The organism is Actinomadura chokoriensis (assembly GCF_039529475.1).
Lineage (GTDB): Bacteria > Actinomycetota > Actinomycetes > Streptosporangiales > Streptosporangiaceae > Spirillospora > Spirillospora bangladeshensis.
In genome coordinates this window covers 172,544-196,301 of sequence record NZ_BAAAMW010000004.1, presented here as the reverse complement: position 1 = coordinate 196,301, position 23,758 = coordinate 172,544, and the positions used below count along the sequence as shown (strand labels likewise).

Genomic DNA, 23,758 nt, shown 5'->3' with positions numbered 1-23,758 from the left:
GCGGCGGCCGATCGCGCGGCCGTTGCCGGCCTCAGTCGTGCATCGACTCCCAGAGGCGGACGAGCTCCTCGCACACCTCGGTGATGTCGGCGACCGGCAGCTTGCCGGACTCGCCGGACGGGGCGCACCAGCGGAACGTCGCCGACTCGCACCAGACGGTCAGGTCACCGGGCCCCGAGATGACGGAGGCGCCGAGCTCGTCGCCCGGCTCCAGGTCGTGGATGCCGCGCTGGACGAGCAGCGCGTGCAGGTCCTTCGTGGCGAGCCGCTCGTCGGTCCGCCAGACGTGCCGGCGGCGGCGCCCGGTGCGCGGGAGCGGCAGGGCGAACCAGGTCGCCTTCCCCCGGACGGCCGGCGTCCGCAGCCGGGAGCGGGACGGGTGGTGCCCCCACCGCCCGCGGGTGAGCAGCTCGATGATCTCCAGGCCGCGGCCGTGCTCCAGCATCGGGCCGGCGGGCGCCTGCGGCCGCCACGCACGCAGCGTGTCGAACGCCTTGACGACGAGTTCGTCCCGGCCGCACGCGCTCGTGCGCTGGTAGACCCACAGTTCCGCGCCGGACGGGCCGTCGCCGGGCATGGCGTGCTGTAAGACGTTCGTCGCCAGCTCGCTGACCATGAGCGTGATGTCGTCGACGTCCTGGCCGGACAGCCCGAGTGCGGGGAGCAGACCCGTGATGTGGGCGCGGGCCACCCGCGCGATGGTGTCGTCCGGGGGCAGGGGCAGGGCCGCGCAACCGCCGTTCTCCAGCCTCCACGGAATCCCGCACGTCGTCGCGGCCTTCGTCATGGCGCCCACCTCGGGGGTTTACGGAGACATTCGCGATTCAGACATTCGCGCCTTGAACCTCCACGGTTCGCGACTCGCTATGTGTGAATCACAGAACCCAGCTTCGCACATTTCTGGCCGCCGGGGGCGGTACATCGCAAGGATCATGCGGGAGAAGTTGAGACGTTCACCGATGCGCCCGAAAGCGTCTAAAGTACGTCCCCCCGCGGTGCAAGAAACGTGTACCGGCGGACCCGGGACGGCCGGTGCGCGGCGCTGTACCGTGGACGCGCCTGAGAGAGGGCCGCACACATGAAGATCCCCCAGGGGTGCAGCCCTGGGGGATCGTGTGTGCGGCCCGGTCAGTCAGCGGTCGTACCTGCCGGCCCGCACGTCTTCGAGGAACGCCGCGAAGACGGACCGGGGCACCACGTGCGCCCCGGCCTCCGGCGTCCTGCTGTCGCGCAGCCCGGTGGCCGTCTCGAGGTCGGCGACCTCGACGCATCCCCCGTTGCTGCTCGCGCTCGCGGTGGCCTTGAACCACCGTGCCTGAGAGAGGTCCATGAGTCTTACTCCAGCTTCGCGATGAGTGCCTCCAGGTGGGCCGCGGTGCCGGCGGCGCTCAGCGCCGCCGCGCGGATCTCTTCGAAGATCTCGCCATAGGCCTCCACTTTCGCGGCGTCGTCGATCTCCTGGACCTCCTCGTCGTTCTCGAGGAAGACCATGGACGGCTCGCCGCCGGGGAAATCGAAGATGTTGACCAGGGTCGACATGCCGGGGTGCAGCCCGTCCGACAGGCGCAGCAGCCGCAGCTCGACGTTCGGCCGCGCCGACATGGTCAGCAGGTGGCGGAGCTGGGCGCGGCGGTCGCCGGGGTCGCCCCACTCGTACAGCAGCGACGCCTCGGTGATCAGGGCGGTCAGGGTCGGCGCGTGCTCGTCGCGGTCGAGGATCTGCTGCTTGCGCAGCCGGGCCCGCAGCGCCTTCTCGCGCCACTCCGGCGACTGCGTGCCGGACATCAGCAGCGCCTGCATGTACGGCAGGGTCTGCAGCAACCCGGGGATGACCAGCGGCATGACCACCCGGATGCTCGACGCGTCCCCCTCGTAGCCGGGGAACTCGTTGTTGAAGACGTCCGGGTAGTCACGCCACCAGGCCCGCTGCCGGGCGCGCGTCGCGAGTTCCTCGAGCTCGTCGAGGTCGCTGCCCTCGTAGATGCGCGCCAGGTCGCGGATGTCACTGAGCTCGGGACGAACCCAGTTGTTGGCCTCGAACCGGCCGACCTTGCCTCTTCCCCAGTTCAACCGGTCGCAGACCTGGTTGGCCGTGTATCCGGCCTCGACGCGCAGATCCCGCAGGCGGCGCGCCAGCCCCCGTTTGGCGATCGTGGCGCCGTACGCCTCGCTCATCGGCGCCACCTCCCTTGACATACGGCCGGCATCAGCATACGCCTTCCGAATTTGTGAATCACAGATTTGGCCGGATCAGGAAGCGCATCACGAATCCCGTCGGGTAACGGCTTCATGAGGACGCCTCAGGACGCGGCCCGGTCGAACTCGCCCTTCCGCACGCCGTCCAGGAAGCAGGCCCATTCGTGCTCGTCGAACACCGAGATGAGCTGGCCGGACGTGCGCAAGAGCGTCCATTCGCCGACAAAAGCGACCTCGATGCCGCCCTCGTCGCTCCCCGAGCGCTGCCAGTCCAGGGCGTCCGGGTCGACGCCCAACTCCTCCGCAGTCGGCTTCTTCATGCTGTCTTCCTCGCCACACCGCAGTACGCCCACCGCGACCCATCACTGTCGGCGGCGTCAGGGTCCTCAGCGCCCCATTCGCCGATGTAGGCCACCTCGCGCCCCGCCTTGCCGTGCGGCGGGACGATCTCCAGCCCGTCGAAGAACCGGGTGACCTCCTCCCGCGTCCGCATGTGGACGGCCGCGGTGGACTTGGCGTACACGTCCCTGATCGTGCCGACCGCCCGGTCGGCCTGCCGGTCGTTGGTTCCGGCGGACAGCGCCAGGTAGCTGCCGGGCGCCAGCCGGTCCATGTACCCGCGGATCAGGCCGTAGGGGTCGTCCTCGTCCGGCACGAAGTGGACCATCGCCACCAGCAGCAGGGCCACCGGCCGGTCGAGGTCGATCATCTTCCGGGTGGCCTCGTGGTCGAACAGCGCGTCCGGCTCGCGGAAGTCGGCCGTGACGAACGCCGTCCCGGACGAGCCCGCCAGCAGCTTGCCCGCGTGCACCGCCACGATCGGGTCGTTGTCCACGTAGAGGACCCGGGCGTCGGGCGCGACGTCCTGCGCCGCGTCGTGGGTGTTGTTCATCGTGGGCAGGCCGGCCCCGAGATCGATGAACTGCCGGATACCGTTCTCGGCCAGCCAGCGCACCGAGCGCTGCAGGAAGCCCCTGTTCGCCCATGCCGCGTCGCCGGCCTCCGGCATGTTCGCCTTGACCTTGTCCGCGGCGGCACGGTCGACCTCGAAGTTGTCGGTGCCGCCGAGGTAGTAGTCGTACATCCGAGCCGGGCTGGGGACGGTGATGTCCACCCCGGGTGGCGCCTGCTCGATGTCGCTCACTGCTTCGCCTCCATTACCGCATCGGGGGAAGTGCCCGCCGTGCGCGGGTACGCGATCGTCGGCCTCGTCATTCCGGCTTCCTCGCCACGGCGCAGTAGCCCCAGCGGGAGCCGTCTGTATCCGCATCGTCGGCGTCCACGGCGCCCCATTGCCCCACGTAGCAGATCTCCGCGGGCGCGTTGTCGTACGGCGGGACGATCTCCAGGCCGGTGAAGTAGCGCTCGATCTCCGCGCGGCTCCGCGGGAACCCGCCGGGGGACGACGAGCCGGCGTACACGCTCCGCACCGTGTCGACCGCCCGGTCGATCTGGCGCTCGCTGGTGATGGCCGACAGCGCCAGGTAGCTGCCCGGCGCCAGCCGGCTCACGTACCGCCGCACGAGCCCCCACGGGTCCTCCTCGTCCGGGACGAAGTGGGTCACCGTCACCAGCAGCAGCGCCACCGGCCGCGCGAAGTCGATCATCGCCCGGGTCTGCTCGTGCCCGAGCAGCCCCTCGGGGTCGCGGAAGTCCGCGGTGATGAACGCCGTCCCCGACGCCCCCTCCAGGAGGGTCTTCGCGTGCGCCGCGACCATCGGGTCGTTGTCGACGTACAGGATCCGCGCGTCGGGCGCGACCTTCTGCACCGCGTCATGGGTGTTGTTGCCCGTCGGCAGGCCGGCGCCGATGTCGATGAACTGCCGGACGCCCTGCTCGGCCAGCCACCGCACCGAACGCTGCAGGAAACCGCGGTTCGCCCACGCCGCGTCCTCCAGATCGGGCATCTGCGCGCGGACCCTCTCGACCGCTTCGCGGTCGACCGCGAAGTTGGCCGAACCGCCGAGGATGTAGTCGTACATGCGAGCCGGGCTGGGGACCGTTCCGTCCACCCCGGGTGGAGCCTGCTCGATGTCGCTCATTGTTCGGCCTCCATTGCCGTTTCTCTGGATGAGCCCGCCGGTTGTTCCACGGTCGGCCTCCTCACTCTGGCTTCCTCACTCCGGCTTCCTCGCCACAGCCGCATAGCCGAGCCGCGAGCCGTCACTGTCCGCCGCGCCAGGGTCCTCAACGCCCCACTCACCGAGGTGGCACACCTCCGCGGGCGCCCCCTTGTACGGCGGGACGATCTCAAGGCCGTCGAAGAACCGCTCGATCTCCGCCCGGGGCCGGGGGTAGGCCCCGCCGGACGACGACCTCGCGTACACCGCGGTGACCTTGTCGAGTTCCTCGCCGCCCTGCCGGTCGTCGCTGATCGCCGACAGGGCCAAGTGGCTGCCGGGCGCGAGCCGGTCCATGTACCTCCGGATGAGGCCCCACGGGTCGTCCTCGTCCGCGACGAAGTGGGTCACCGTCACCAGCAGCAGCGCCACCGGCCGCGCGAAGTCGATCATCGCCCGGGTCTGCTCGTGCCCGAGCAGGCCGTCCGGGTCGCGGAAGTCGGCGGTGATGAACGCCGTCCCCGGCACGCCTGCGAGCAACGCGTTCGCGTGGATCGCCACCAGCGGGTCATTGTCGGCGTACAGGATCCGCGCGTCGGGCGCGACCGACCGCGCCACGTCATGCGTGTTGTCGCCCGTCGGCAGGCCGGCGCCGATGTCGATGAACTGCCGAATGCCCTGCTCGGCCAGCCACCGCACCGAACGCTGCAGAAAACCCCTGTTCGCCCATGCCGCTTCTTCCAGGCCGGGCATGTGCGCGCGGACTTTCCGCACGGCCTCGCGATCGACCGCGTAGTTGGCCGAACCGCCGAGGATGTGATCGTACATTCGCGCCGGGCTGGGGACGGTGATGTCCACCCCGGGTGGAGCCTCCTCGATGTCGCCCACCGTTTCGCCTCCATTGCCGCATCTTGTGATGCACGAATTATGAAGCAACCCGTCCAGGCGATGCGATGCTTCGGTGGCGAACGGTCCGGTCGGCGGGGGCCTGGATCAGGCGGAAACACCGTCCATCGTCTGCAGCCGGATCGCGATCGCCCTGGCCTCGGGAACCCCGAGCCGCTCGAACAGGTCGAGCGCCTGCCGCCAGTGGATCCGCGCCGCATCGGGCCCGCGGAGCTGCAGAAGCGCGGCCGCGATCCCCTCGTGCGCCTTTCCCTCGTGGTACGGGTCGCTGATACCGCGCGCGACCGACAGCGCCTCCCGGTAATGATCGAGCGCCGCCGCGGCGCGCCCGGTACCAAGGTGTGCGTCCGCGATTCCCTGCACAGCCCTCACGCGCTGGTAAGGGTCTTCTATCTCCTGCGCCATCCGTTCGGCGTTCTCGTGATGGACCAGCGCCTCCGCCGGGCGATCCATCAGCAGATAGGTGACCCCAAGGCTGTTGAGAGTGTCGGCGACGCTCCGCCGGTCGCCCGCCGCCCGGAACACCGCGATCGTCTCTCGGTAGCAGCGCAGTGCCTCAGCGTAGTTCCCCTTGTACTGGTGAACGTTCCCGATGTTGTTCTGCAGAATGGCGCTGTTGCGGTGCTCCTCGAACCTGCCGAACACCTGACTCGCTTCGAGATAGTGCCGGAGCGCATCCCTGTGGTAGCCGCGCTGCCGCTGCACCTCGCCGAGATTGTTCAGTGCTCCGGCCTCGCCGCGTTCGTCTCCGCTCGACCGATACGCTTCCATCGAGCCGCGCAAATGGAGAACGGCCTCCTCGTAGCGCCCGAGGTGCCATAGGACGATTCCCGCGTGGTCGAGCACCTCCGCCTCGCCGTGCTGATCGCCGGCCCGGCGGTAGATCACCTGGGCCTCCTGGTAATGAGCGAGAGCTTCGCGGTAGCGTCCGGTTCCCCACAGGTAAATGCCAGTGCGGTCGAGCACTTCCGCCACCGCCGGCTGGTCATCCGCACCCCGGTACAGCGCGAGGGCCTCCTGAGCGAACTCCAACGCCGCAGCGAAACGCCCTATGCGCGCATTGGTGAGGCTCAACTCGAAGAGCATCCGCGCGGTGCAGGCGATGTCTCGGAGCTCGCGTGCCGCATGAAGTGCCTCCCGCTGAGCCTCCGCCGCGCTTTCATGCAGCTCATGCGTCTCCAGGTAGCGGGAAAGGAGATGCACCAGGAGGATGCCCTGCCGCTTCCACTCATGCACGATCGCGTGATGGGCGAGGGCCAGGCCGTTGCGCCATTCACGCTTCATCCATGTCCGTGCCTCAGTACTCGTGCTCGGCCTTGCGGTGACATCCGGTGGTCCCCCCGGGAGCGGAAGCCTGCGCCGGTGCGGGTGCAGGACTCGATCCGCCCCGTCCGCGCACGTGAGATACCGGTTCAAGAGTCGCCCGATGGCACGCCTTCGGTCGCCGCTGGAGTCCTCGGTGAACGCCCGGGATCGCGCGAACGCACGGACGAGGTCGTGCATGCGCAACCGACCCGGGCGGAACTCCTCGACGAGATGGTGATCGAGCAGTGTGTCAACGGCATCGCGCGACGCGGCATCCGTGCAGCCGCTCAGCACGGGAACGTCCTCGATTCCGGTTTCGGAACACGGGCTGAGCCCCAGCCGCCGGAGAATCCGCCTCGGCTCATCTGGTAGAGCGCGGTAGGAGAACTCGAACGCTGCCTGGGCCAGGTCGTCGTCCTGATCGGAGTCGGCAGGGGAGCCGAGGTCGTCCTCATGCCCGGTCGTGCATACCGCGGCGCGGCCGGCCGCCACGCGCAGGGCGAGCGGCAGCCGCCCCGACCTGCGGACGATGTCGTCGATGTGCCCATCGGCGAGCCGCTCACCCGCTATACCGCGCGCCAGCGCACGCGCTTCCTCCACATCGAGGACGTCCAAGGGGAGGTAGGCGGCACCCGTCAGCCCGGTCAGCCGCCGCCTGCTCGTGATCAGGAACCGGGTGGAACGCGCGCTGACGATGGTACGGACCTGCTCGATGCCGATGACGTCGTCCAGCACCACGACGGCTCGTCGCCGGCTCATCTCCTGCCGCCAGAGCACGGCTCGCTCGTCGAGGCCGGACGGAATCCGTGCGGGCGCGATGCCGAGCAGGCGCAGGAGGTCCGCGAGCGCGGCGTGCGGTGCGAGTGCCGGACGTTCCGGATCGTGGCCCCGCATGTCCAGATAGATCTGGGCGTCGGGATGGCGGTGGGCGAGTTCGCGCGCGACGCGAAGTGCCAGCGCGCTCTTCCCCACCCCCGCGAGGCCGGTGATGACCGAGACCGGAGCCCGGCCGTCCGCGGCCCGTCCCGGACGTGTCAGCATCTCGATCTCGCGGTCACGGCCGACGAAGTCATCGACGCCTGGTGGCAGCAGATCCGCCGGAACGGTCTCCGCCACGTATCCCGGCGTGGCGGCCAGGCCGAGGTCGCGCCGGAGTATCCGCTCGTGCAGGCGTCGCAGCCTCTCACCGGGTTCCGTGCCCGCCTCGTCCGAGAGCAGCCTGTGCATCCGCTGGTAGACGGCAAGAGCCTCCGCCTGCCGATCGCATCGATACAGCGCGGTCATGAGCAGGGCGGCGGCGCCCTCGTCGAACGGGTTGGCGTCGGTGAGTCGGAACAGGTCGCCGAGCACATCGGCCTGGAGGCCGAGCCGCAGTTCGACCTCGATCCGCTCGAGCCGGGCCGCGTGGAGTTCCTCTCGCAGGCTCTCGCGCAGCCGACGCACCCAGTCCCCCTGCAGTCCCGTGAGCGGCTGTCCCCGCCACAGCGTCTCCGCTTCCCGCAGCAGGATGCGCGCGTGCTCGTCGTCACCGCTGTCCGCGATGGCCCGCGCCTGGCGCCGCAACCGCCGGAACCGGTGGAGGTCGATCGCCTCCGGGTCCAGAGTCAGCACATAGCCGCCGGGGCGGTGCCGCAGTGGCGGCTGGAGAACCCCGGCGCCCCGCAGCCGTCGCCGCAGCCGTGAGACATAACTCGTCAGTGTCGCCCGCGCCCGCGCCGGCGGGGCCGGCCCCCAGATCCGGTCGGCCAGAACGTCCGGCGGCACCACATGCCCGCACTCCACGGACAAGACCGCCAGAACGCAACTCTCCTTCGGCGTGCCTAGATCCAGCCGCCGCCCGCTCACCCTCATCTCGACCGGACCGAGGAGTGCGACCTCCTCCATCTTCCCCTCCGTAAGACCCCACAAATGAAGATCTCACGCGAAATACGGACTTACCACCCCCATCCAGCCCAACGGTGGCAATTGGTACAAATCCTCATTGGGGAGCAAGGGAACGTATGTTCGAAATAGGAGCGACCGGGGCACGGTACCCGAAATATCAATTCTCATCATGGATGTCCGCTTGTGTGCAAGGATCAGAGCCGAAGGGACCGAAAGGACTTCCCCTTCAGCGCCAAATTCCCCAGTAACACCACAAGCACCGCCGTATCTGGATATATTCCATCTTGCGGCCGACCCCGCACGTGGCGTTCCGAGCCGCGATCGTTCATGCATGCGTATGTGCAGATTCGCGTGCAAGTGCACGCCCACATATAGGGAGCAACATGATCAGCTGGATCTTCATCTGGTAGAGCCCAGGCCGCTACTCGCGCACGGGGTGGAGTACTCGAGCTCCACCCCGTCCGGGGCCCTGCGTGGCCGGGCGGACTGCTGAAGGTCTCCCTTCCGACACGGCCACCACCGAAACGCTGAAGCAGACCGCAGGTTCCGGTCAGGGGCCGGATCCCGCCTCCAGCCTCCACTCCAGGTGTGCGCGCAGCAGCGCGACCAGAACGGAAGGCAGCGGGACCACGCGCACGTCACCGGCCGGACGGTGCTTGAGGGAGCGCCGGTCGTACTGGCCGCCGTCATCGGTCCACGTGTCTCACACGTCGGGAGTGCTCCCCGACAGGGTGGCCGACCCCAGCCAGACGTGGGCAGAGTCAGGTCATCGCCGCGCAGGTGTCACGCCTCAGCGGGACGGAGCCCCGCGTAGTCCGGCACACACAGCGGCGTCCAGCCCCACACCGCCAGCGACGCCAGCCACCACCACGCGCCCCACTCCCTGCCGCACGCCGCCGCCTCCCCGTCCGCTCCAGCGTTCCCGGCCCGCTCCAGCGCCACCTCCAACGCCCCGCCGAACTCTGCTCGCCGGCCCTGTACAACCTGCCGTGCTCCCTCGATCTCCCGGTCGCTGCCATGATCAGGCCCACTCGACCGGGAACATGCGGTGCTTCAACAAGGCATCCAGGGCCTCGGCCGCCGTCTTGGCGTCCCCGCACGGCGTGATGAACCCCGCACCGCCCGTTGCCCGCCTCGAAGTAGCCCCACGTCCCACCCGCCAAGGCCCGCACCGTCACCACGGCTCCGATGTCGTCGGCGTGCCCACTCGCGTACACCCACAGCAGCGGCACCGGAAACCGGAACTCCCGCACGCCAGCTAGCCGAGACCCGTGCCAACAAGGCCATAGACCGCGCCCTAGACGGCCCGTAACCAGCAACAACCATTCCGGGCGATGGCCCGCGCATGGCCCGCGAACAGTGAGCACCAGCGGCAACCAGCGCGCCAGTGAGACAAGATCGAGGCCAGCGCCAGACGCCGAGCAGCCGAAACGCTGAAGTAGGCCGCGGGTTCCGGTCAGAGGCCGGAACCCGCGTCCACCCTCCACCCCCAAGGCGTCCGCAAACGCCGCTCGGGCCGCCGCCTTGTTGATCTGCGGCGTGTTGTTGTTTTCGGGGCGCTCATAACAACAACACGCCGCAGGTCAACGAAACCGCGCGGCTCTGGCTGGGGTGCAAGGGGGGCGTCCAGGGGGGTGCAAGGAAGGCGTCCACAGGGTGGGCGCACCTTTTGTCTGTCGTTGGGGCGATGGGCAGGAGGGTGTGATGACGGGCGACGGGTGGTCCATTGGGCCGTTCGGGCTGGACGGGGGGAAGGGGGCGACGCTTTCCGGGCTGCGGACGGTGTTGATGGTCGTGCACCATCTGACGGCGGCTACGCGGCTCGCGGACGTGGCGCCGCTGGTGGAACGGGACCGGCGTGTCCAGACGGTGTACACGGTGGCGCCGTCGTCGGCACTCGCGGCGGGGACGGCGGGGCATCTGGCGGCGTCAGGGGCGCTGACGATTCCGTTCGCGCAGGCGGCGCAGACGCGGTTCGATCTGGCGGTCGCGGCGGGGGACGGCGGGCTGGAGCGCGTCCACGCGCCGGTGCTGATGCTCCAGCACGGGGCCGGGCCGGGGAAGCTCGGGAGGCGGTGGGACGGGGCCGGGCCGCCGGCCGCGCGGCCGGTCGCGGGGATGCGGCGGGAGGCGTTCGTCGCGGGCGGGCGGGTCGTCCCGTCGGTGCTCGCGCTGGCGCATCGGGACCATCGGCGCGCGCTGGCGCGGGTCTGTCCCGAGGCGCTGCCCGTCGTGCGGATCGTCGGCGATCCGGCGTTCGATCGACTCGCCGCCGGGCTCCCGTTGCGCGAGCGGTACCGGGATGCGTTCGGGGTCGGGGACGGGCGGCGTCTCGTGGTGGTGTCCTCGACGTGGGGGCCGCAGGCGCTGCTCGGGCGGCATCGCGACCTGGTCCGGCGGCTCGTGGCCGAGTTGCCGGACGAGTACCGCATCGTGGTGGCCGTCCACCCGGTGACGTGGGGTTTCCACGGCTTCCGGCAGTTGCGGGCCTGGTTCGACGACTGCCTGCGGCTCGGGGCCGGGCTGCTGCCGTTCGAGGAGGGGTGGCGGGCCGCGATCGCGGCGGCCGACCTCGTGATCGGCGATCACGGCTCTGTGTCCGTGTACGCGGCCGCCGCGGGTGTTCCCGTGCTGCTCGGGACGTTTCCGCAGGGCGACGTCCTGCCCGGGTCGCTCAGTGATCTGCTGGGGCGGCGCGTCCCGCACCTGGTGCCGGAGCGGCCGCTGGTGGATCAGGTGAGGTGTGCGATGGGCCGTCCGGCGGCGGTGGAGCTGCGGGGGCGGTTGACGTCGGAACCGGGACGGGCGGCCGTCCTGCTGCGCCGGGAGATGTACGCGCTGATGGGTCTCGCGGAGCCCGCCGAGCCGCCGGAGACGGAGCCTCCCCCGCTGCCCGAGCCGATCGGGAGCCGGACGATATGAGCGGCGCCTGGGTGGTGCGGGTCTGGTCCGATTCCGGTCGGGTGGTGCTGAGCCGGCGGCCGGTCGGCGACGCAGGGCCTTCGCCGGAGCAGCTGGCGGACGAGCACCTCGTCGTGGAGGGTGCGGACCATCCGTGGGCGCCGGTCGCTGACGTGCTCGTTCACCGTGCGGAGCACCGGCCCGTGGAATTCCACGGGCTGGTCGCGTGTGCGGTCGAACCGGGGCGGTGCGTCATCAGGGCACGGGGTGAGCGGGAGGTCGTGGTCGGCGGGCCGCCGTCCGCGGCGGTGTGGGTCGCGTCGGTTGCGCATTTCCGGCTGGTAGCCGGCGGAAGGCTCGGCGCCCTCACCTCCCTCGAAGCCGGTCTCGGATCGCCTGGGCCTGGTAGGAGCCCAGTTCCTCGTAGATAGCGGCGGCCTGTTCGAGGTGCTCGCGTTCGGCGGACGCGTCGTCGCGGCGGCCCGCGAGACGGGCGCGTGCGACGTGGACGGTCGCCAGGGAGTGCCGGGCGTCCACGCGGGCGGCGGCGTCGCGGGCGGTGTCGAGGGCATCGCTCGCGTCGGCGTCGCGGCCGGTGTCGATGAGGGCGCCGGCCAGGGCGGTGAGCGTCCGGGCCAGGTTGTAGTCGTCGCCGCGTCCGGCGAAGAAGTCGCGGGCCGCGTGGAGGTGCTCGACCGCCTCGGCGGGACGGTCGTCGCGCAGGAGCGTCTCGCCGAGCCGGCGCGTCATCATCGCCACGCCGCGCGCCGGGTCCACCGAGGCGCGCCTGCTCACGTCGAGGGCGCGGGTGAACGTCTCGATGGCTTCGCCGAGCTGGTCCTGCGCCAGTTGCGCGACGCCGAGGCGCTCCAAGGCCGCTGCCTCACCGTCAGTGTGGCCTGCGGCCTGTTCGAGGGCGAGTGCCTCAAGGCTGAGCCGGGCCGCCTCGGTGAACTCCCCCAGGTTCAACCGTGCGGACGCCAGTGCCTCCAGCATCCGCGCACGGGCCAGAGGGTCGTCGAGTGCGGTGGCTGACGCGAGACCCGTTACGTGGGTCTCGATCCAGACCGCGTAATGCTTGCGGAACACCACGACGCCCCACAGTGCCTCGCACAGTTCCCACGTCTCGCGGTGGAGGCCGCGCTTGTGCGCCTCGGCGACCATGTCACGCAAGGTGGGGAGCATGCCCTCCAGCCAGCCGATCGCCTCGACGGTGCCCGGAAACGAGGCGGCGGGTGGACGGTCGTACTCCCGCCCCAGATGCCACCGGTCGGGGATGATGACGCGGTCTGCGGCGACGGCCATGCGCAGGTAGTGGTCGAGCAGGCGCCGGAAGGCGCTCGACCGTTCGGTGTCCGGTTCCGCAACCGTCCGGGCGTGCAGGTGGGCCAGGTCGTGGAAGCGGTACGTGCCGTCAGGGGCGGCGTCCACCAGGTTGGCGTCGATGAGGACGTCGAGGTCGCGTGCGGGGTCGCCGCCGGCGAGCGCGGCCACGGCCGGGGCCGCGAACCGGCCGTTCGGGTGGACGCTGAGCAGCCGGTACAGCCGTGCCGCGGACGGCGGCAGATCGCGGTAGGTGACGTCGAAGACGGCCTGCACGGACAGATCCTCCTCGCCGAGGACGGCCAGCCGGTTCCGCTCGTCGGCCAGTTCGCCGACGAGGCGCTCGATGCGCCAGTGCCCGCGCGTCGCGAGCCGCGCCGCGGACGTGCACAGCGCCAGCGGGAGCCGCCCGCACAGCGTCGCCAGCGACCGGACGGCCTGCGGTTCGGCGCCCGTCCGGCCGCTGCCGAGCATCCGGTCGAGCAGTTCGACGGCGCCGTCCTCGTCCAGCGGGTCGAGCGGCAGGAACGACGCGCCGTCGACCGCGAGGCCGGGCAGCCGCCGCCGGGACGTCACCGCCACCATGGACGGGCCGCGCCCCGGCAGCAGCGGGCGCACCTGGGCCGCCGACGCGGCGTCGTCCAGCATGATGATCAGCTGCTTGCCCGCGGTGACGCTGCGGTAGAGCGCGGCCTGCTCGTCGACGTCGGCGGGCACCGCCTCGGGGGCCACGCCGAGCGCCCGCAGGAAGCGGCCGAGGGACTCGCTCGGCGGCGCGGGCGCCCCGGCGGAGAATCCGCGCAGGTCGGCGTAGAGCTGGCCGTCGGCGAACCCGTCCGCGACGGCGTGCAGCCAGGCCAGCGCCACGGAGGTCTTCCCGACGCCGCCGACGCCGCTGATCACCATGATCCCGGGCGTTCCGCCGTCCCGGACGGCGTCGCTCAGCCGCCCGAGGACGCCCATCTCGCGGACGCGGTCGGTGAAGTACGGGCGGGACGCGGGCAGCTGCGCGGGCACCGCCGGATACCCGGTGCCGGGCGCGGCGGTCCGCAGGTGGATGCCGCCGTGCACGATGCCCGCCTGGACGACCGAACCGGACACGTCCGCGGCGACCTCATTTCGCAATGACGGTGTCCCCGTCCGCCATTCCCCGGTATCGCCTTCGGTCAAGGGAGCCACTCCGCACGGGCAGGGAACTTCCGAATCCGGGTCAACATAACCCGGCACCTCGGCCGCGGCAAGACGATCATGCCTCCGCACCCCGCCCCGCCTCAGCAAATGGTGACCTACTCCCCCATCGGAGGACACTTTGAATATCGGCCAAAGGAAAACCACTTCCGCCTCAAGAGGCACAGTTGCAACTCGGTGCCGCGCAAGAAGAGTCAACGTCTGGTCAATGGCCGCCCACGCGTGATGCACTGTCCGCCATGACAGATCCCATGACCGTCGCCATCGCCACCGCCATGGCCGGCAAGGCCGTCGAGGTCGCCGGTGAACCGGTCCGCGCCGCCGTCGCCGAACTCTGCCGGCGGGTCCGGGAGCGGTTCCGGGGACGTCCGGGCGAGGAGGCGGCCCTGGCACGGGCGGCGGCCGAGCACCCGGAGCGGCCGGAGGTGCTCGAAGGGGTCGTGCGGCGGCTCCTGGACGAGGACCCCGCCTTCCGCGCCGAGCTCGAAACGATCTGGCAGCAGGCCCGCACGGACGCGAGCGCGGCGGACGACGGCGTCGTCAACGTCTTCACCGGCAGGGCCGAGAGGGTCGTCCAGCTCCGGGACGTCCAGGGCGATCTCAACATCGGCTAGCCGCAGGGTTCGACGCCCTCCCCGGGGGCATCACGGGTCGTCAGAGCACATCCGTGCCACTCAGGGGGGAACGAGCATGAAGACCGCACCGGAACTCGCGCTGCGGCAGGTCACGATGCAGTTCATCGGCAACGCCACCGCGCTGCTGCGCTGCGGGCCGTTCACGCTGCTGACCGATCCCAACTTCCTGCACCGCGGGCAGCGCGCCTATCTCGGCTTCGGGCTCTCGTCCAAGCGGCTGACCGAGCCCGCGCTGCGCATCGAGGAACTGCCGCGCCTGGACGCCGTCGTCCTGTCCCACCTGCACGGCGACCACTGGGACCGGGTCGCCCGCGCGAAGCTCGACCGGGGCCTGCCGATCGTCACGACGCCGCACGCGGCCCGCCGGCTCCAGGGCTGGCACCGGTTCCGGCACGCGCTCGGGCTGCGCACCTGGGAGTCGCACACGATGGTGAAGGACGGCGCCCTGCTGCGGATCACCTCGATGCCCGGACGGCACGCGCCCGGCCCCGCCCGCATGCTGCTGCCCCCGGTCATGGGCAGCCTTCTGGAGTTCGGCCCGGCCACCGGCGAGGTGCAGTACCGCCTCTACATCACCGGCGACACGCTGATGTACGACGAGATCCACCAGATCGCGCGCCGCAACCGGAACATCGATCTCGCCATCCTGCACTTGGGCGGCACCAAGCTGCCCGGCGGCATCATCGTCACGATGGACGGCGTGCAGGGCGCCGACCTGTTCGAGACGATCCGCCCTGGACGAGCGGTCCCCGTCCACTACAACGACTACGGCGTGTTCAGCTCGCCCTTGGACGAGTTCCGCCGCGAGATGGACCGCAGGGGCTTCGGCGACCAGACGACCTACGTCGAGCCCGGCCAGAGCCACACGTTCACTCAGGCCTGACGCCGCCCCGGCGCCGGCTCGCGCCTCGCCTCGTCGCGCTTCACGCGCTCCTTCAGCGCGCGGGCCATGCGCAGCGGGAACAGGCCGAGGAACGGCGCGCGGCGTCCCAGGTCGTCGGTGTCCTTCCGGTCGAACGCGCGCGCGTACCGCGCCGCCTGGGACGCGGTGCCGTACTCCTTGGAGCCTCCGGCTCCGCATTCGCGCACGCACGACCAGCGCATCGTCGCGCCCTCGGCGGTGAAGGCGTAGTCGTGTCCGAAGATCCGGCAGGCCAGCGTCACGTCACACCTCCGGGTTCGCGTCGTCGTTGTTCTCCGGCGGCCCGTACTGGTTGCGCGCGAGCGGCTTGGCCCGTCCCTCGTGGACGGCCTCGCGGAGCGCGGCGCGGAACCGCCCCGGCCCCCAGTAGCGTGCGCCGACCATCTCGGCGAGCCGGGTGCGGGGCGTCGGCCCGTGCTCGACCAGCGCCTGCGCGATGGTGTTGACCTCGCGGTCGAGGGCGAGGTCCGCGCCGGACGCCCAGTCGGTCGTCCACCCGGTCATCATGGTCGGCGAGTAGAACGCGCGCCCCGGGCCGGGACGGAACCGGCGCAGCCCCGTGCGCTCCTCCCGTTCGCGGCGCAGCACGCGCTCGCGGATGCGGGCGTCGCGTTCGCGCGCCGCCCGCTCCCGTTCCGCGGCCTCGGCGCGCTCGCGGTCCGCCTGCTCGATCGAGCCGGACTCGGCCGCCAGTGACCGCGCGGCGGAGCGGTGCTGCGCGGCCTCCATCCGGTCGGCGGCGGACTCGGCGCGCATCCGGTGGACGCCCGCCTGCCGCTCGTGCTCCTCCGCCGCCTCGCCGTCGTGCTGGGCGCGGGACGCGTGCGCGAGCGCCAGTTCGGTGTGCATGTGCTCCCACGCGTCGTAGGTCTCGGCCTGGCCGAGGGCGATCTCGGCCTCGATCCCGTCGAGGCCCTCGGCGCGGGCGCGGGCCTCCGCGGCCATCGCGCGCTGCTCACCGGCCCGCGCGCGCTCGGTCGCCGCCTCCGCGAGGGCCGCGTGCAGCTCGGCGTCCTCGTGGTCGTCGGCGGACAGCGCCTCCGCGCGCTCCCGCAGCGCGCGGGCCCGCTCGTCCGCCGCCGCGGCCCGCTCCAGGGCGCTCGCGCGCTCGGCGTCGTTCCCGGCGTGCCCGGCCCGGTCGGCGGCGGCGCGCTCGTCGTGGGCGGTCGCCTCCTCCGCGAGGCGCTCGGCGTCCCACTCGGCGATCTGCGCGAGGACCTCCTCGACGCGCAGCCGTTCGCGGGCGTCGCCGTCCTCCGCCTCGGCGCGCGGCGCCAGCTCGTGGACGGCGGCGCGGTGCTCGGCGGCGCGCGCCCGCGTCTCCTCGGCGTGCCGCCGCGCCTCCAGCGCCGCGCGGCGCTCCGGCCCGCCGTCCGCGCGAGGCCCCGGCGCGCCGCCCGCGGTCGTCGCGGCCGGCTCCGCGCCCTCCTCTTCCTCCTCGGCCTCGTGGACGGTGAGCGGCTTGGCGATGTTCTCCAGCGACGCCTGCTCGGCGCGGACGCCGAAGAGCAGCTCGGCGATGCCGCCGAGCGCCATGATCACGGCGCCGATGAAGAACCCGATCGCGACCTTGCTCACCATGCCGCTGTCGATGAAGCTGCCGAACAGCAGCGGGCCGGAGATGCCGCCGACCGCGGTGCCGATCGCGTAGAAGAACGCGATCGCGAGCGCCCGCGTCTCCATCGGGAAGATCTCGCTGACCGTCAGGTAGGCGGAGCTGGCGCCCGCCGAGGCGAAGAAGAACGTCACGCACACCAGCAGGATGAACGTCCAGGTCGACAGCGCCTCGGTCGTCAGGAAGACGCCCAGCAGGACGGTCAGCGCCGCCGAGATGAAGTACGTCCCGGAGATCATCGGTTTTCGGCCGACGGTGTCGAACATCCGCCCGAGCAGCAGCGGGCCGAGGAAGTTGCCGATCGCGAACAGGACGAGGAAGTAGGGCACGTTCCCGGACGCCACGTCGAAGTACTTGCTGAGGATCGTGCCGAGGTCGAACGTCACCGCGTTGTACAGGAACGCCTGCCCGACGAACAGCGCGAACCCGAGCGTCGCCCGCTTCGGATAGATCTTCACCGCGACCTGCGCGATCTCCCGGAACGGGATGGCCTTGCGCTGCCGCACCGTGATGCTCTCGCCCGGCTCCCCGAGGTCGTGGTCGGTCTCCTCGCGGACCTCCCGCTCGATGCCGTCGACGATCCGCTCAGCGTCCTCCTCCCGCCCGTGGATGAACAGCCAGCGGGGGCTCTCCGGGACGTGCCGCCGGACGAGCATGATCGTGAGGCCGAGGACGGCGCCCAGCCCGAACGCGTACCGCCAGCCCATGTCCTTGGGGAAGAACGCGGTGTTCAGCAGGAGCACCGCGGCGAGGCTGCCGAGCGCCGACCCCACCCAGTAGCTGCCGTTGATCGCCAGGTCGACGCGGCCGCGGGCGCGGGCCGGGATCAGCTCGTCGATCGCCGAGTTGATCGCCGCGTACTCGCCGCCGATGCCCATGCCGGTGACGAACCGGCACGCGAAGAAGTACCAGGGCGCGAACGCGAACGCGGTCGCCACCGTCGCGAGGATGTAGACGCCCAGCGTGAGGATGAACAGCTTCTTCCGGCCGAACCGGTCGGTGAGCTGCCCGAAGAACAGCGCGCCGAGGCACGCGCCGGTGACGTAGATCGCCGCGGCGAGCCCGATGTCGCCCGGCGTCAGCGCGATGCCGCTGCCCGGCTCCGTCAGCCGCGCCGCGACGGACCCGACGATGGTGACCTCGAGGCCGTCGAGAATCCACACCGTCCCGAGGCCGACGACGACCATCCAGTGGAAACGCGACCAGGGCAGCCGGTCCAGGCGCGCCGGGATCCGCGTGGTGATCGTCCCCACGCGCGTATCAGCCGTCATTCGGTCACCCCTCCAACGAACCGGCGGTCGATCACGACCGGCGAGAACATCGGTAGGGCTACCCGTCAGCCGGATATCACACCTCTGTGCGCCGACAAGGTCAAGAAAGTCCGAAACGACAGGAAAAGGCGCCCGCCGTGGCGGGCGCCTCTCCGATCTCGGTCATTCGGTCACTTGAGGAACGGGAGCCTTTCGACGAGGCGGGTCCCGCCCCACCAGCGTCCGAGGCCCAGGGTGTCGCCGGCGCTGACCAGGGCCAGCCCGACGATCAGGAGCGCGTAGACGATGTGGTCGTCCATGAAGAGGTTGTTCTCCGGGGGCAGGACCGCGGTCCACATCAGGACCAGCAGCGCCGCGCCGCCGGCGGCCGCGACCCGCATCCCGATCCCGAGGATCAGCGCCGCGCCGACCCCGGCCAGCCCGATCATGAACAGCCAGTCCGCCCACGCGGCCCCGGCCAGGTCGTTGTAGAACCCCGCGAACGGGCCCTTGGGGGCGTGCGCCAGGAACCCCTCGGTCGGGCTGCCGCCGTCCAGCCAGCCCTTGCCCGCCGGGGTCTCGTGGCCCAGCCCGAACAGCTTGTCCACGAACGCCCACGCGAAGATCCAGCCCAGCGCCAGCCGGGCCGCGGCCCAGATGTAGCGGGCGGCGGGCGTCTCGGTCAGCGGCTTGGGAGCCACCACCCGGATCAGGGTGCCGCGTCCCGTGTGCGTCTTGTGCTCGGAGACTGCCATCGCCGTCTCACCTTCCATCACATCGCCGGTTTCTGCACTCCTCACTCAACTCCCCCGCGATGTCCGGCCATAGGACCGTTCGGTCCGTGATCGGGGGGACCAACGTCCCGCCTATCCGGGCACCGACCCCGGATGTGTTTTCGGCCCGCCGTGATCGCCGGAAATGGCTAATCTCTGTCCATGACCGGTACTTCCTCCCCGAATGAACCGCAGCACTCATCGACCGTGGATTCCTCCGTGCCGCACACGGCACGCGTATGGAACTACTGGCTGGGCGGCAAGGACAACTACATCGTCGACCGGGAGCTCGGCGACCAGATCCAGGCGGTCATCCCCGACATCGTCGCCTCGGCCCGCGCCGACCGGGGGTTCCTGGGGCGGGCGGTCACCCACCTGACCGGGGAGGAGGGCATCCGCCAGTACCTCGACCTCGGGACCGGGCTGCCCACCGCCGGCAACACCCACGAGGTCGCGCAGGCCATCGCGCCGGACACCCGCATCGTCTATGCGGACAACGACCCGCTGGTGCTCACGCACGCGCACGCCCTGCTGACGTCCACGCCCGAGGGCGCGACCGACTACATCGAGGCGGACGTCCGCGACCCCGACGCGATCCTGGAGCGGGCGGCGGCGACGCTCGACTTCGGCCGGCCGGTCGCGATCATGATGCTGGGCATCCTGAACTTCATCACCGGCGAGGACGAGGCGCACCGGGTCGTCGACCGGCTGCTCGGCGCCGTCCCGTCCGGCAGCTACCTCGCGATCGCGCACCCCAGCGGGGAGGTCGACGGGGAGGCCGCGCAGCAGGCCGTCGACATGAGCAACGAGTCCGGGGTCGCGCCGATGCGGCTGCGCAGCGCCGCGGAGCTGGAGCGCTTCTTCGACGGGATGGAGATCCTGGAGCCGGGCGTCGTGTCGTGCTCGCAGTGGCGGCCGGCCGTCAGCGACACGGGCCGTCCGCCGAAGCCGGTGTACCAGTTCTGCGGCGTCGCCCGGAAGCGCTGAGTCTCCACGCCCCGGCCTACGGCCATTCGGTCTTGTGGCCGAAGCCCCGCGAGTTGTCGATGAGGCGGAGCCAGGTCGGGCGGACGCTCCAATGGTCGGACGAGGCGAGCGCGCGGGCCAGCCGTCCGTCGTCCGCCACGAAGGGGAAGCGGGCGGCGTAGGCGGCTCGGGCGGCGTCCAGCCCGGTGCCGGTCAGGCGGTGGCAGACGCCGCGCCCTTGGACGCCGCGCAGCGTCCGCCAGCCCTGGTCGTCGTCCTGGACGGTGAAGGCCACGCGCACGCCGCCGGGATCGGAGGCCAGGGCGCGGCCGTGCCGGGTCGAGCGCGAGCTGACGAACACCAGGGACCCGTCGGGCGCGGGGGCGAAGAAGACCGCGCAGGCCTGCGGGCCGTCCTCGTCCGCGTAGGCGAGGTTGAGGACGGCGCAGGCCGCGAGCGCGTCCCGGATCGCGTCGCTCACCGGCCCCTCAGCGGCGGGATCGTCGGCACCTCCGGGGCGGACGCGATGTCCTCGGCGGTCAGCTTGAACGCGTCGGGGAAGCGGTCGCGGCGGGTGCGGCGGTCGGGCTCGGTGGTGCGCCAGCAGTACAGGCAGCGCTCGCACTGGAGCACCTCCCACACGCCGGGGACGGGCGAGGCGAACAGCGTCTCGATCGCCTCGTACGCGCAACGCGGGCAGATCATGTCGGGGTCCTTTCAGCGGCGGACGAGGACGGCGGGCGCACCGGCGGGCGAACGCCGGCGGGCGGGGCGGCGGCGCGCGGGGCGGCGGCGCGCGGGGCGGTCAGCGGCCGGCGGCGAGGGCGCGGAGGCGGACGAGCCATTCGGCGGCCTCCGGCAGGTCGCGGACCTGGTTCCCGTAGTTGCCGCGGGCGTCGGGGGCGACCGGGGTGGTGGCGTCGATGACCAGCTTGTCGGTGATGCCGGGCGTCGTGGCCTGCGGTGCGAGACCCAGCACCGGCATGTTGGGCACCTGGATCAGGTCGCCGGCCGGGTTCATCTTCGTCGACACCGCCCACAGGACCTGCGGGAGGTCGAACGGGTCGACGTCCTCGTCCACGACGATGACCGTGGCGGCGTAGCCGAGCCCGTGCGGGGTGCTGAGCACGCGCATCCCGACGGCCTTCGCGAAACCGCCGTAGCGCTTGGCGGTGGAGACGATGACGACGAGCCCGTGCGTGTACATGGCGTTGACCGCCTGCACCTCCGGGAACTCGGCCTTGAGCTGCTGGTAGAGCGGGACGCAGGTGTTGGCCGCGATCAGGTAGTCGACCTCCGTCCACGGCATGCCGATGTAGAGGTGCTCGAAGATCGGGTCGGTGCGGTAGGAGATCCGGTCGATGCGGATGACGGTCATGTTGCGTCCGCCGGAGTAGTGCCCGGTGAACTCGCCGAACGGGCCCTCGATCTCGCGCTCGCGGCCCTCGATGACGCCCTCGATCACCACCTCGGACCCCCACGGCACGGGCAGCCCGGTCAGCGGCGCCTCGGCGATCGGGGCGGGCGCCCCGCGCAGCGCACCGGCCAGCTCGTACTCGTTCTCGTCGTAGCGCATCGGGGTGGACGCGGCGATGGAGATGACGGGGTCGTTGCCGATGGTGATGGCGATCGGCAGGTCCTCGCCGGCCTCCTCCGCCTTTCGGAGTTGCAGCGCGATGTCGTGCATGGGGACGGGCTGGAGCGCGAGCCTGCGCTTCCCCTTCACCTGGATGCGGTAGATGCCGACATTCTGCTTGCCGCTGTTGTCAGGGTCCTCGGGGTCCTTCGAGACGACCGCGGCCTTGTCGATGTAGAAACCGCCGTCGCCGTCGTTGAGCCGGACGAGCGGCAGCACCTCGAAGATGTCGACGTCGTCGCCGTCCATGACGTTCTCCGCCCACGGCGGGTTCTCGCGCCATTCGGGCGCGACGGGGAACGTGTCCCAGCGGCGGCTGAACTCGTTGACCTGCTCCTTCACACCCGTCCCCTTGGGGAGGCCGAGCGAGAGCGCGTGATTGGCCCACGATCCGTGGACGTTCATGGCGATGCGCGCGCTGGTGAATCCCGCGACATTGTCGAAGTACAGTGCCGGGGCGTCGTCGCCCATCCGGCAGGCGGCGTTGGCGGCGGCCGCGATGTCGGGTTCGGGCATCACCTGGTCGGTGATGCGCAGCAGTTGCCCCTCCTTGTCGAGGGCGTCCAGGAAACTCCGCAGATCGTCAAAGGGCATGGTGGTGGTTCCTTTCACGGGCGGCGCGCATTCCCTCCCAGCGGCGGGCGGGCGCCGGCAGGTCGAACTGGTCCAGCACCCGGGCGGTGATGTGGTCGACGATGTCGCCGATCGTTTCCGGGTGGTTGTAGAAGGCGGGCATCGGCGGCACCATCTGCACCCCCATGCGGGCCAGCGCGAGCATGTTCTCCAGGTGGATCTCGCTGAGCGGCGTCTCGCGCGGGACGAGGACCAGCCGGCGCCGCTCCTTCAGCACCACATCGGCGGCGCGGGCCACGAGCCCCTCCGCGTAGCCGGCGCGGATGGCGGCCAGCGTCTTCATGGAGCAGGGGGCGATGACCATCCCGTCCGTCCGGAAGGACCCGGACGAGATCGCCGCGCCCTGGTCGTCGGGCGAGTACACCGCGTCGGCGAGCGCGCCGACCTCCCGCGCCGACAGCCCGGTCTCCAGCTCCACGGTCGCCCGCGCCCACCGCGACAGGACCAGGTGGGTCTCGACGTCCGGGAGCCGGGCCAGGTTCTCCAGCAGCCGGACGCCCAGCACCGCACCCGTCGCACCCGTCATTCCGACGATGAGCCGCATGGCCGTCCACTCCTCTGAGATTTCGGTCACGCCTGTCCGGCGCCGCGACTCACGCTAGGACGGGGTCGGATAATCGCCCTCATAGATCGAGGACAGCGGATGAAGAAAAACGGACAACCTCTACGGGCGGACATCCCGCACATCCCGTACCGCCCCGCGGCGGGCGCGCCGCCGGGCGTGGAGGTCCTCGACCTGCCCCGGCTCATGGCGCGGGCGCGCGGCCACGCCGTCGAGATCTACGCCCCGCGCCGTCCCGTCTTCCACGAGTTCATCGCGGTGAAGGCGGGGACGGTGCGCTGCTCGGTCGACTTCAACGAGTACCGGGTGCCGGCGGGGAGCTGGTTCTGGATGCGTCCCGGCCAGATCCACCGCTACATGGGCGACCTCACGCAGGCCGAGGCGACGGTCGTGCTGTTCACCTCCGACTTCCCGGACGCCGCCACCCGCGAGGCCGTCGGGCTCGACCTGCGCGTCCACCACCGTCCGCTGACCCCGGTCGGGGCGCAGAAGGCCGCGCTCGACGGGACGCTCCGCCTTCTGGAGGACGAGGCCGACAGCCTCGCCGACCTCCCTCTGGAAGCGCACATCGACGTCCTGCGGCATCTGCTCGGCGTCATCCTGCTGCGCCTCACCCATCTGAACGGCGGGCCCGGCGACCCGGCCACCGCCAACGAGGTCTTCCTGCGCTTCCAGCAGGCCGTCGACCAGGACCTCTCGGCGAGCCACCGCGTCGCCGACTACGCGGCCCGCCTCGGCTACAGCGTCCGCACCCTCACCCGCGCCACCCGGGCCGCGACGGGCTGCGGCGCCAAGCGCTTCATCGACGACCAGATCCTGCTGGAGGCCAAGCGGCTGCTGTCCCACACGGACCTGGCGCCGTCCGCGATAGCCGACCGCCTGGGGTTCGCCTACTCGACGTCGTTCAGCGCGTTCTTCCAGCAGCGGACGGGGATGCCGCCGACCGCGTTCCGGGCCAGGTCCCGGGGCGCGGCCGACGCCGAACCGTGAGGATCGTGTCGTA

The 23,758-nt window shown here is 71.2% G+C and carries 22 protein-coding genes; 5 read left to right on the top strand and 17 right to left on the bottom strand.

All coding sequences use genetic code 11. The features are described 5' to 3' along the window. Positions 1-31: 31 nt before the first annotated feature. From ABFX46_RS11530 to ABFX46_RS11490, 9 genes are all read right to left on the bottom strand, one after another. A complete protein-coding gene (locus ABFX46_RS11530; RefSeq protein ID WP_346041759.1) occupies positions 32-787 on the bottom strand; it encodes an ATP-binding protein in 756 nt (251 codons plus the stop codon). Between the two features lie 345 nt (positions 788-1,132). Then, positions 1,133-1,330 carry a DUF397 domain-containing protein gene (locus ABFX46_RS11525; RefSeq protein ID WP_067636766.1) on the bottom strand — a complete coding sequence of 66 codons (198 nt, stop codon included), beginning with the start codon at positions 1,328-1,330 and terminating at the stop codon, positions 1,133-1,135. 5 nt (positions 1,331-1,335) lie between these two features. Then, positions 1,336-2,175, bottom strand: a complete 840-nt coding sequence (locus ABFX46_RS11520; protein WP_346041758.1) for a helix-turn-helix domain-containing protein — start codon at positions 2,173-2,175, stop codon at positions 1,336-1,338. Between the two features lie 125 nt (positions 2,176-2,300). Continuing rightward, positions 2,301-2,516, bottom strand: a complete 216-nt coding sequence (locus ABFX46_RS11515; RefSeq protein WP_346041756.1) for a DUF397 domain-containing protein — start codon at positions 2,514-2,516, stop codon at positions 2,301-2,303. Beyond that, positions 2,513-3,340 (bottom strand): SAM-dependent methyltransferase, encoded by an 828-nt coding sequence (locus ABFX46_RS11510; protein ID WP_346041755.1) that lies wholly within the window; start codon positions 3,338-3,340, stop codon positions 2,513-2,515. Before ABFX46_RS11510 ends, ABFX46_RS11515 begins: the two co-directional genes overlap by 4 nt. 67 nt (positions 3,341-3,407) lie before the next feature. After that, complete coding sequence (locus tag ABFX46_RS11505; RefSeq protein WP_346041753.1) at positions 3,408-4,238, bottom strand: SAM-dependent methyltransferase; 831 nt, start codon at positions 4,236-4,238, stop codon at positions 3,408-3,410. A 75-nt stretch (positions 4,239-4,313) separates the two neighbouring features. Then, on the bottom strand, positions 4,314-5,144 hold the full coding sequence (locus ABFX46_RS11500; RefSeq protein ID WP_346041752.1) for an SAM-dependent methyltransferase: 831 nt from the start codon (positions 5,142-5,144) through the stop codon (positions 4,314-4,316). A 105-nt stretch (positions 5,145-5,249) separates the two neighbouring features. Further along, a complete protein-coding gene (locus ABFX46_RS11495) occupies positions 5,250-8,351 on the bottom strand; it encodes an AfsR/SARP family transcriptional regulator (RefSeq protein WP_346041751.1) in 3,102 nt (1,033 codons plus the stop codon). Between the two features lie 783 nt (positions 8,352-9,134). Then, a complete protein-coding gene (locus ABFX46_RS11490) occupies positions 9,135-9,293 on the bottom strand; it encodes a hypothetical protein (RefSeq protein WP_346041749.1) in 159 nt (52 codons plus the stop codon). Between the two features lie 762 nt (positions 9,294-10,055). On the opposite strand from ABFX46_RS11490, the gene ABFX46_RS11485 reads away from it, so the two are divergent. Then, complete coding sequence (locus tag ABFX46_RS11485; protein ID WP_346041748.1) at positions 10,056-11,273, top strand: hypothetical protein; 1,218 nt, start codon at positions 10,056-10,058, stop codon at positions 11,271-11,273. Positions 11,274-11,618: 345 nt separating this feature from the next. Here the strand turns inward: ABFX46_RS11485 and ABFX46_RS11480 are convergent, their stop codons facing one another. Next, entirely contained in the window at positions 11,619-13,700 is a 2,082-nt protein-coding gene (locus ABFX46_RS11480) for a hypothetical protein (RefSeq protein WP_346041746.1), read from the bottom strand. Between the two features lie 302 nt (positions 13,701-14,002). Here ABFX46_RS11480 and ABFX46_RS11475 point away from each other — a divergent pair, with 302 nt between their 5' ends. Next, complete coding sequence (locus ABFX46_RS11475; protein WP_346041745.1) at positions 14,003-14,377, top strand: hypothetical protein; 375 nt, start codon at positions 14,003-14,005, stop codon at positions 14,375-14,377. A 76-nt stretch (positions 14,378-14,453) separates the two neighbouring features. Beyond that, positions 14,454-15,281, top strand: a complete 828-nt coding sequence (locus tag ABFX46_RS11470) for an MBL fold metallo-hydrolase (RefSeq protein ID WP_346041744.1) — start codon at positions 14,454-14,456, stop codon at positions 15,279-15,281. Here ABFX46_RS11470 and ABFX46_RS11465 read toward each other — a convergent pair. The 3 genes from ABFX46_RS11465 to ABFX46_RS11455 all read right to left on the bottom strand — a co-directional run bounded on the left by ABFX46_RS11465 (position 15,272) and on the right by ABFX46_RS11455 (position 18,940). Further along, entirely contained in the window at positions 15,272-15,562 is a 291-nt protein-coding gene (locus tag ABFX46_RS11465) for a hypothetical protein (RefSeq protein WP_346041742.1), read from the bottom strand. The genes ABFX46_RS11470 and ABFX46_RS11465 overlap by 10 nt on opposite strands. 1 nt (position 15,563) lies before the next feature. Beyond that, positions 15,564-18,206, bottom strand: coding sequence for an MFS transporter (locus ABFX46_RS11460; RefSeq protein WP_346041741.1), 2,643 nt, complete (start codon positions 18,204-18,206; stop codon positions 15,564-15,566). A 170-nt stretch (positions 18,207-18,376) separates the two neighbouring features. Further along, a complete protein-coding gene (locus tag ABFX46_RS11455) occupies positions 18,377-18,940 on the bottom strand; it encodes a DoxX family membrane protein (RefSeq protein ID WP_346041739.1) in 564 nt (187 codons plus the stop codon). Positions 18,941-19,120: 180 nt separating this feature from the next. Between ABFX46_RS11455 and ABFX46_RS11450 the strand changes: the two genes are divergently transcribed. Continuing rightward, on the top strand, positions 19,121-19,945 hold the full coding sequence (locus tag ABFX46_RS11450; protein ID WP_346041738.1) for an SAM-dependent methyltransferase: 825 nt from the start codon (positions 19,121-19,123) through the stop codon (positions 19,943-19,945). A 16-nt stretch (positions 19,946-19,961) separates the two neighbouring features. On the opposite strand, the gene ABFX46_RS11445 is transcribed toward ABFX46_RS11450, so the two are convergent. The 4 genes from ABFX46_RS11445 to ABFX46_RS11430 form a co-directional block, all read right to left on the bottom strand. Then, a complete protein-coding gene (locus ABFX46_RS11445) occupies positions 19,962-20,405 on the bottom strand; it encodes a pyridoxamine 5'-phosphate oxidase family protein (RefSeq protein WP_346041736.1) in 444 nt (147 codons plus the stop codon). Then, entirely contained in the window at positions 20,402-20,629 is a 228-nt protein-coding gene (locus ABFX46_RS11440; RefSeq protein ID WP_346041735.1) for a non-oxidative hydroxyarylic acid decarboxylases subunit D, read from the bottom strand. The genes ABFX46_RS11445 and ABFX46_RS11440 overlap by 4 nt, the downstream gene beginning before the upstream one ends. Positions 20,630-20,729: 100 nt before the next feature. Beyond that, complete coding sequence (locus tag ABFX46_RS11435) at positions 20,730-22,154, bottom strand: non-oxidative hydroxyarylic acid decarboxylases subunit C (protein WP_346041733.1); 1,425 nt, start codon at positions 22,152-22,154, stop codon at positions 20,730-20,732. Continuing rightward, a complete protein-coding gene (locus ABFX46_RS11430; RefSeq protein ID WP_346041732.1) occupies positions 22,144-22,767 on the bottom strand; it encodes a non-oxidative hydroxyarylic acid decarboxylases subunit B in 624 nt (207 codons plus the stop codon). The genes ABFX46_RS11435 and ABFX46_RS11430 overlap by 11 nt, the downstream gene beginning before the upstream one ends. 69 nt (positions 22,768-22,836) lie before the next feature. Here ABFX46_RS11430 and ABFX46_RS11425 point away from each other — a divergent pair, with 69 nt between their 5' ends. Continuing rightward, positions 22,837-23,745: a helix-turn-helix domain-containing protein gene (locus tag ABFX46_RS11425; protein ID WP_346041731.1), complete on the top strand. Its 909-nt coding sequence runs from the start codon at positions 22,837-22,839 to the stop codon at positions 23,743-23,745. Positions 23,746-23,758 lie beyond the last annotated feature (13 nt).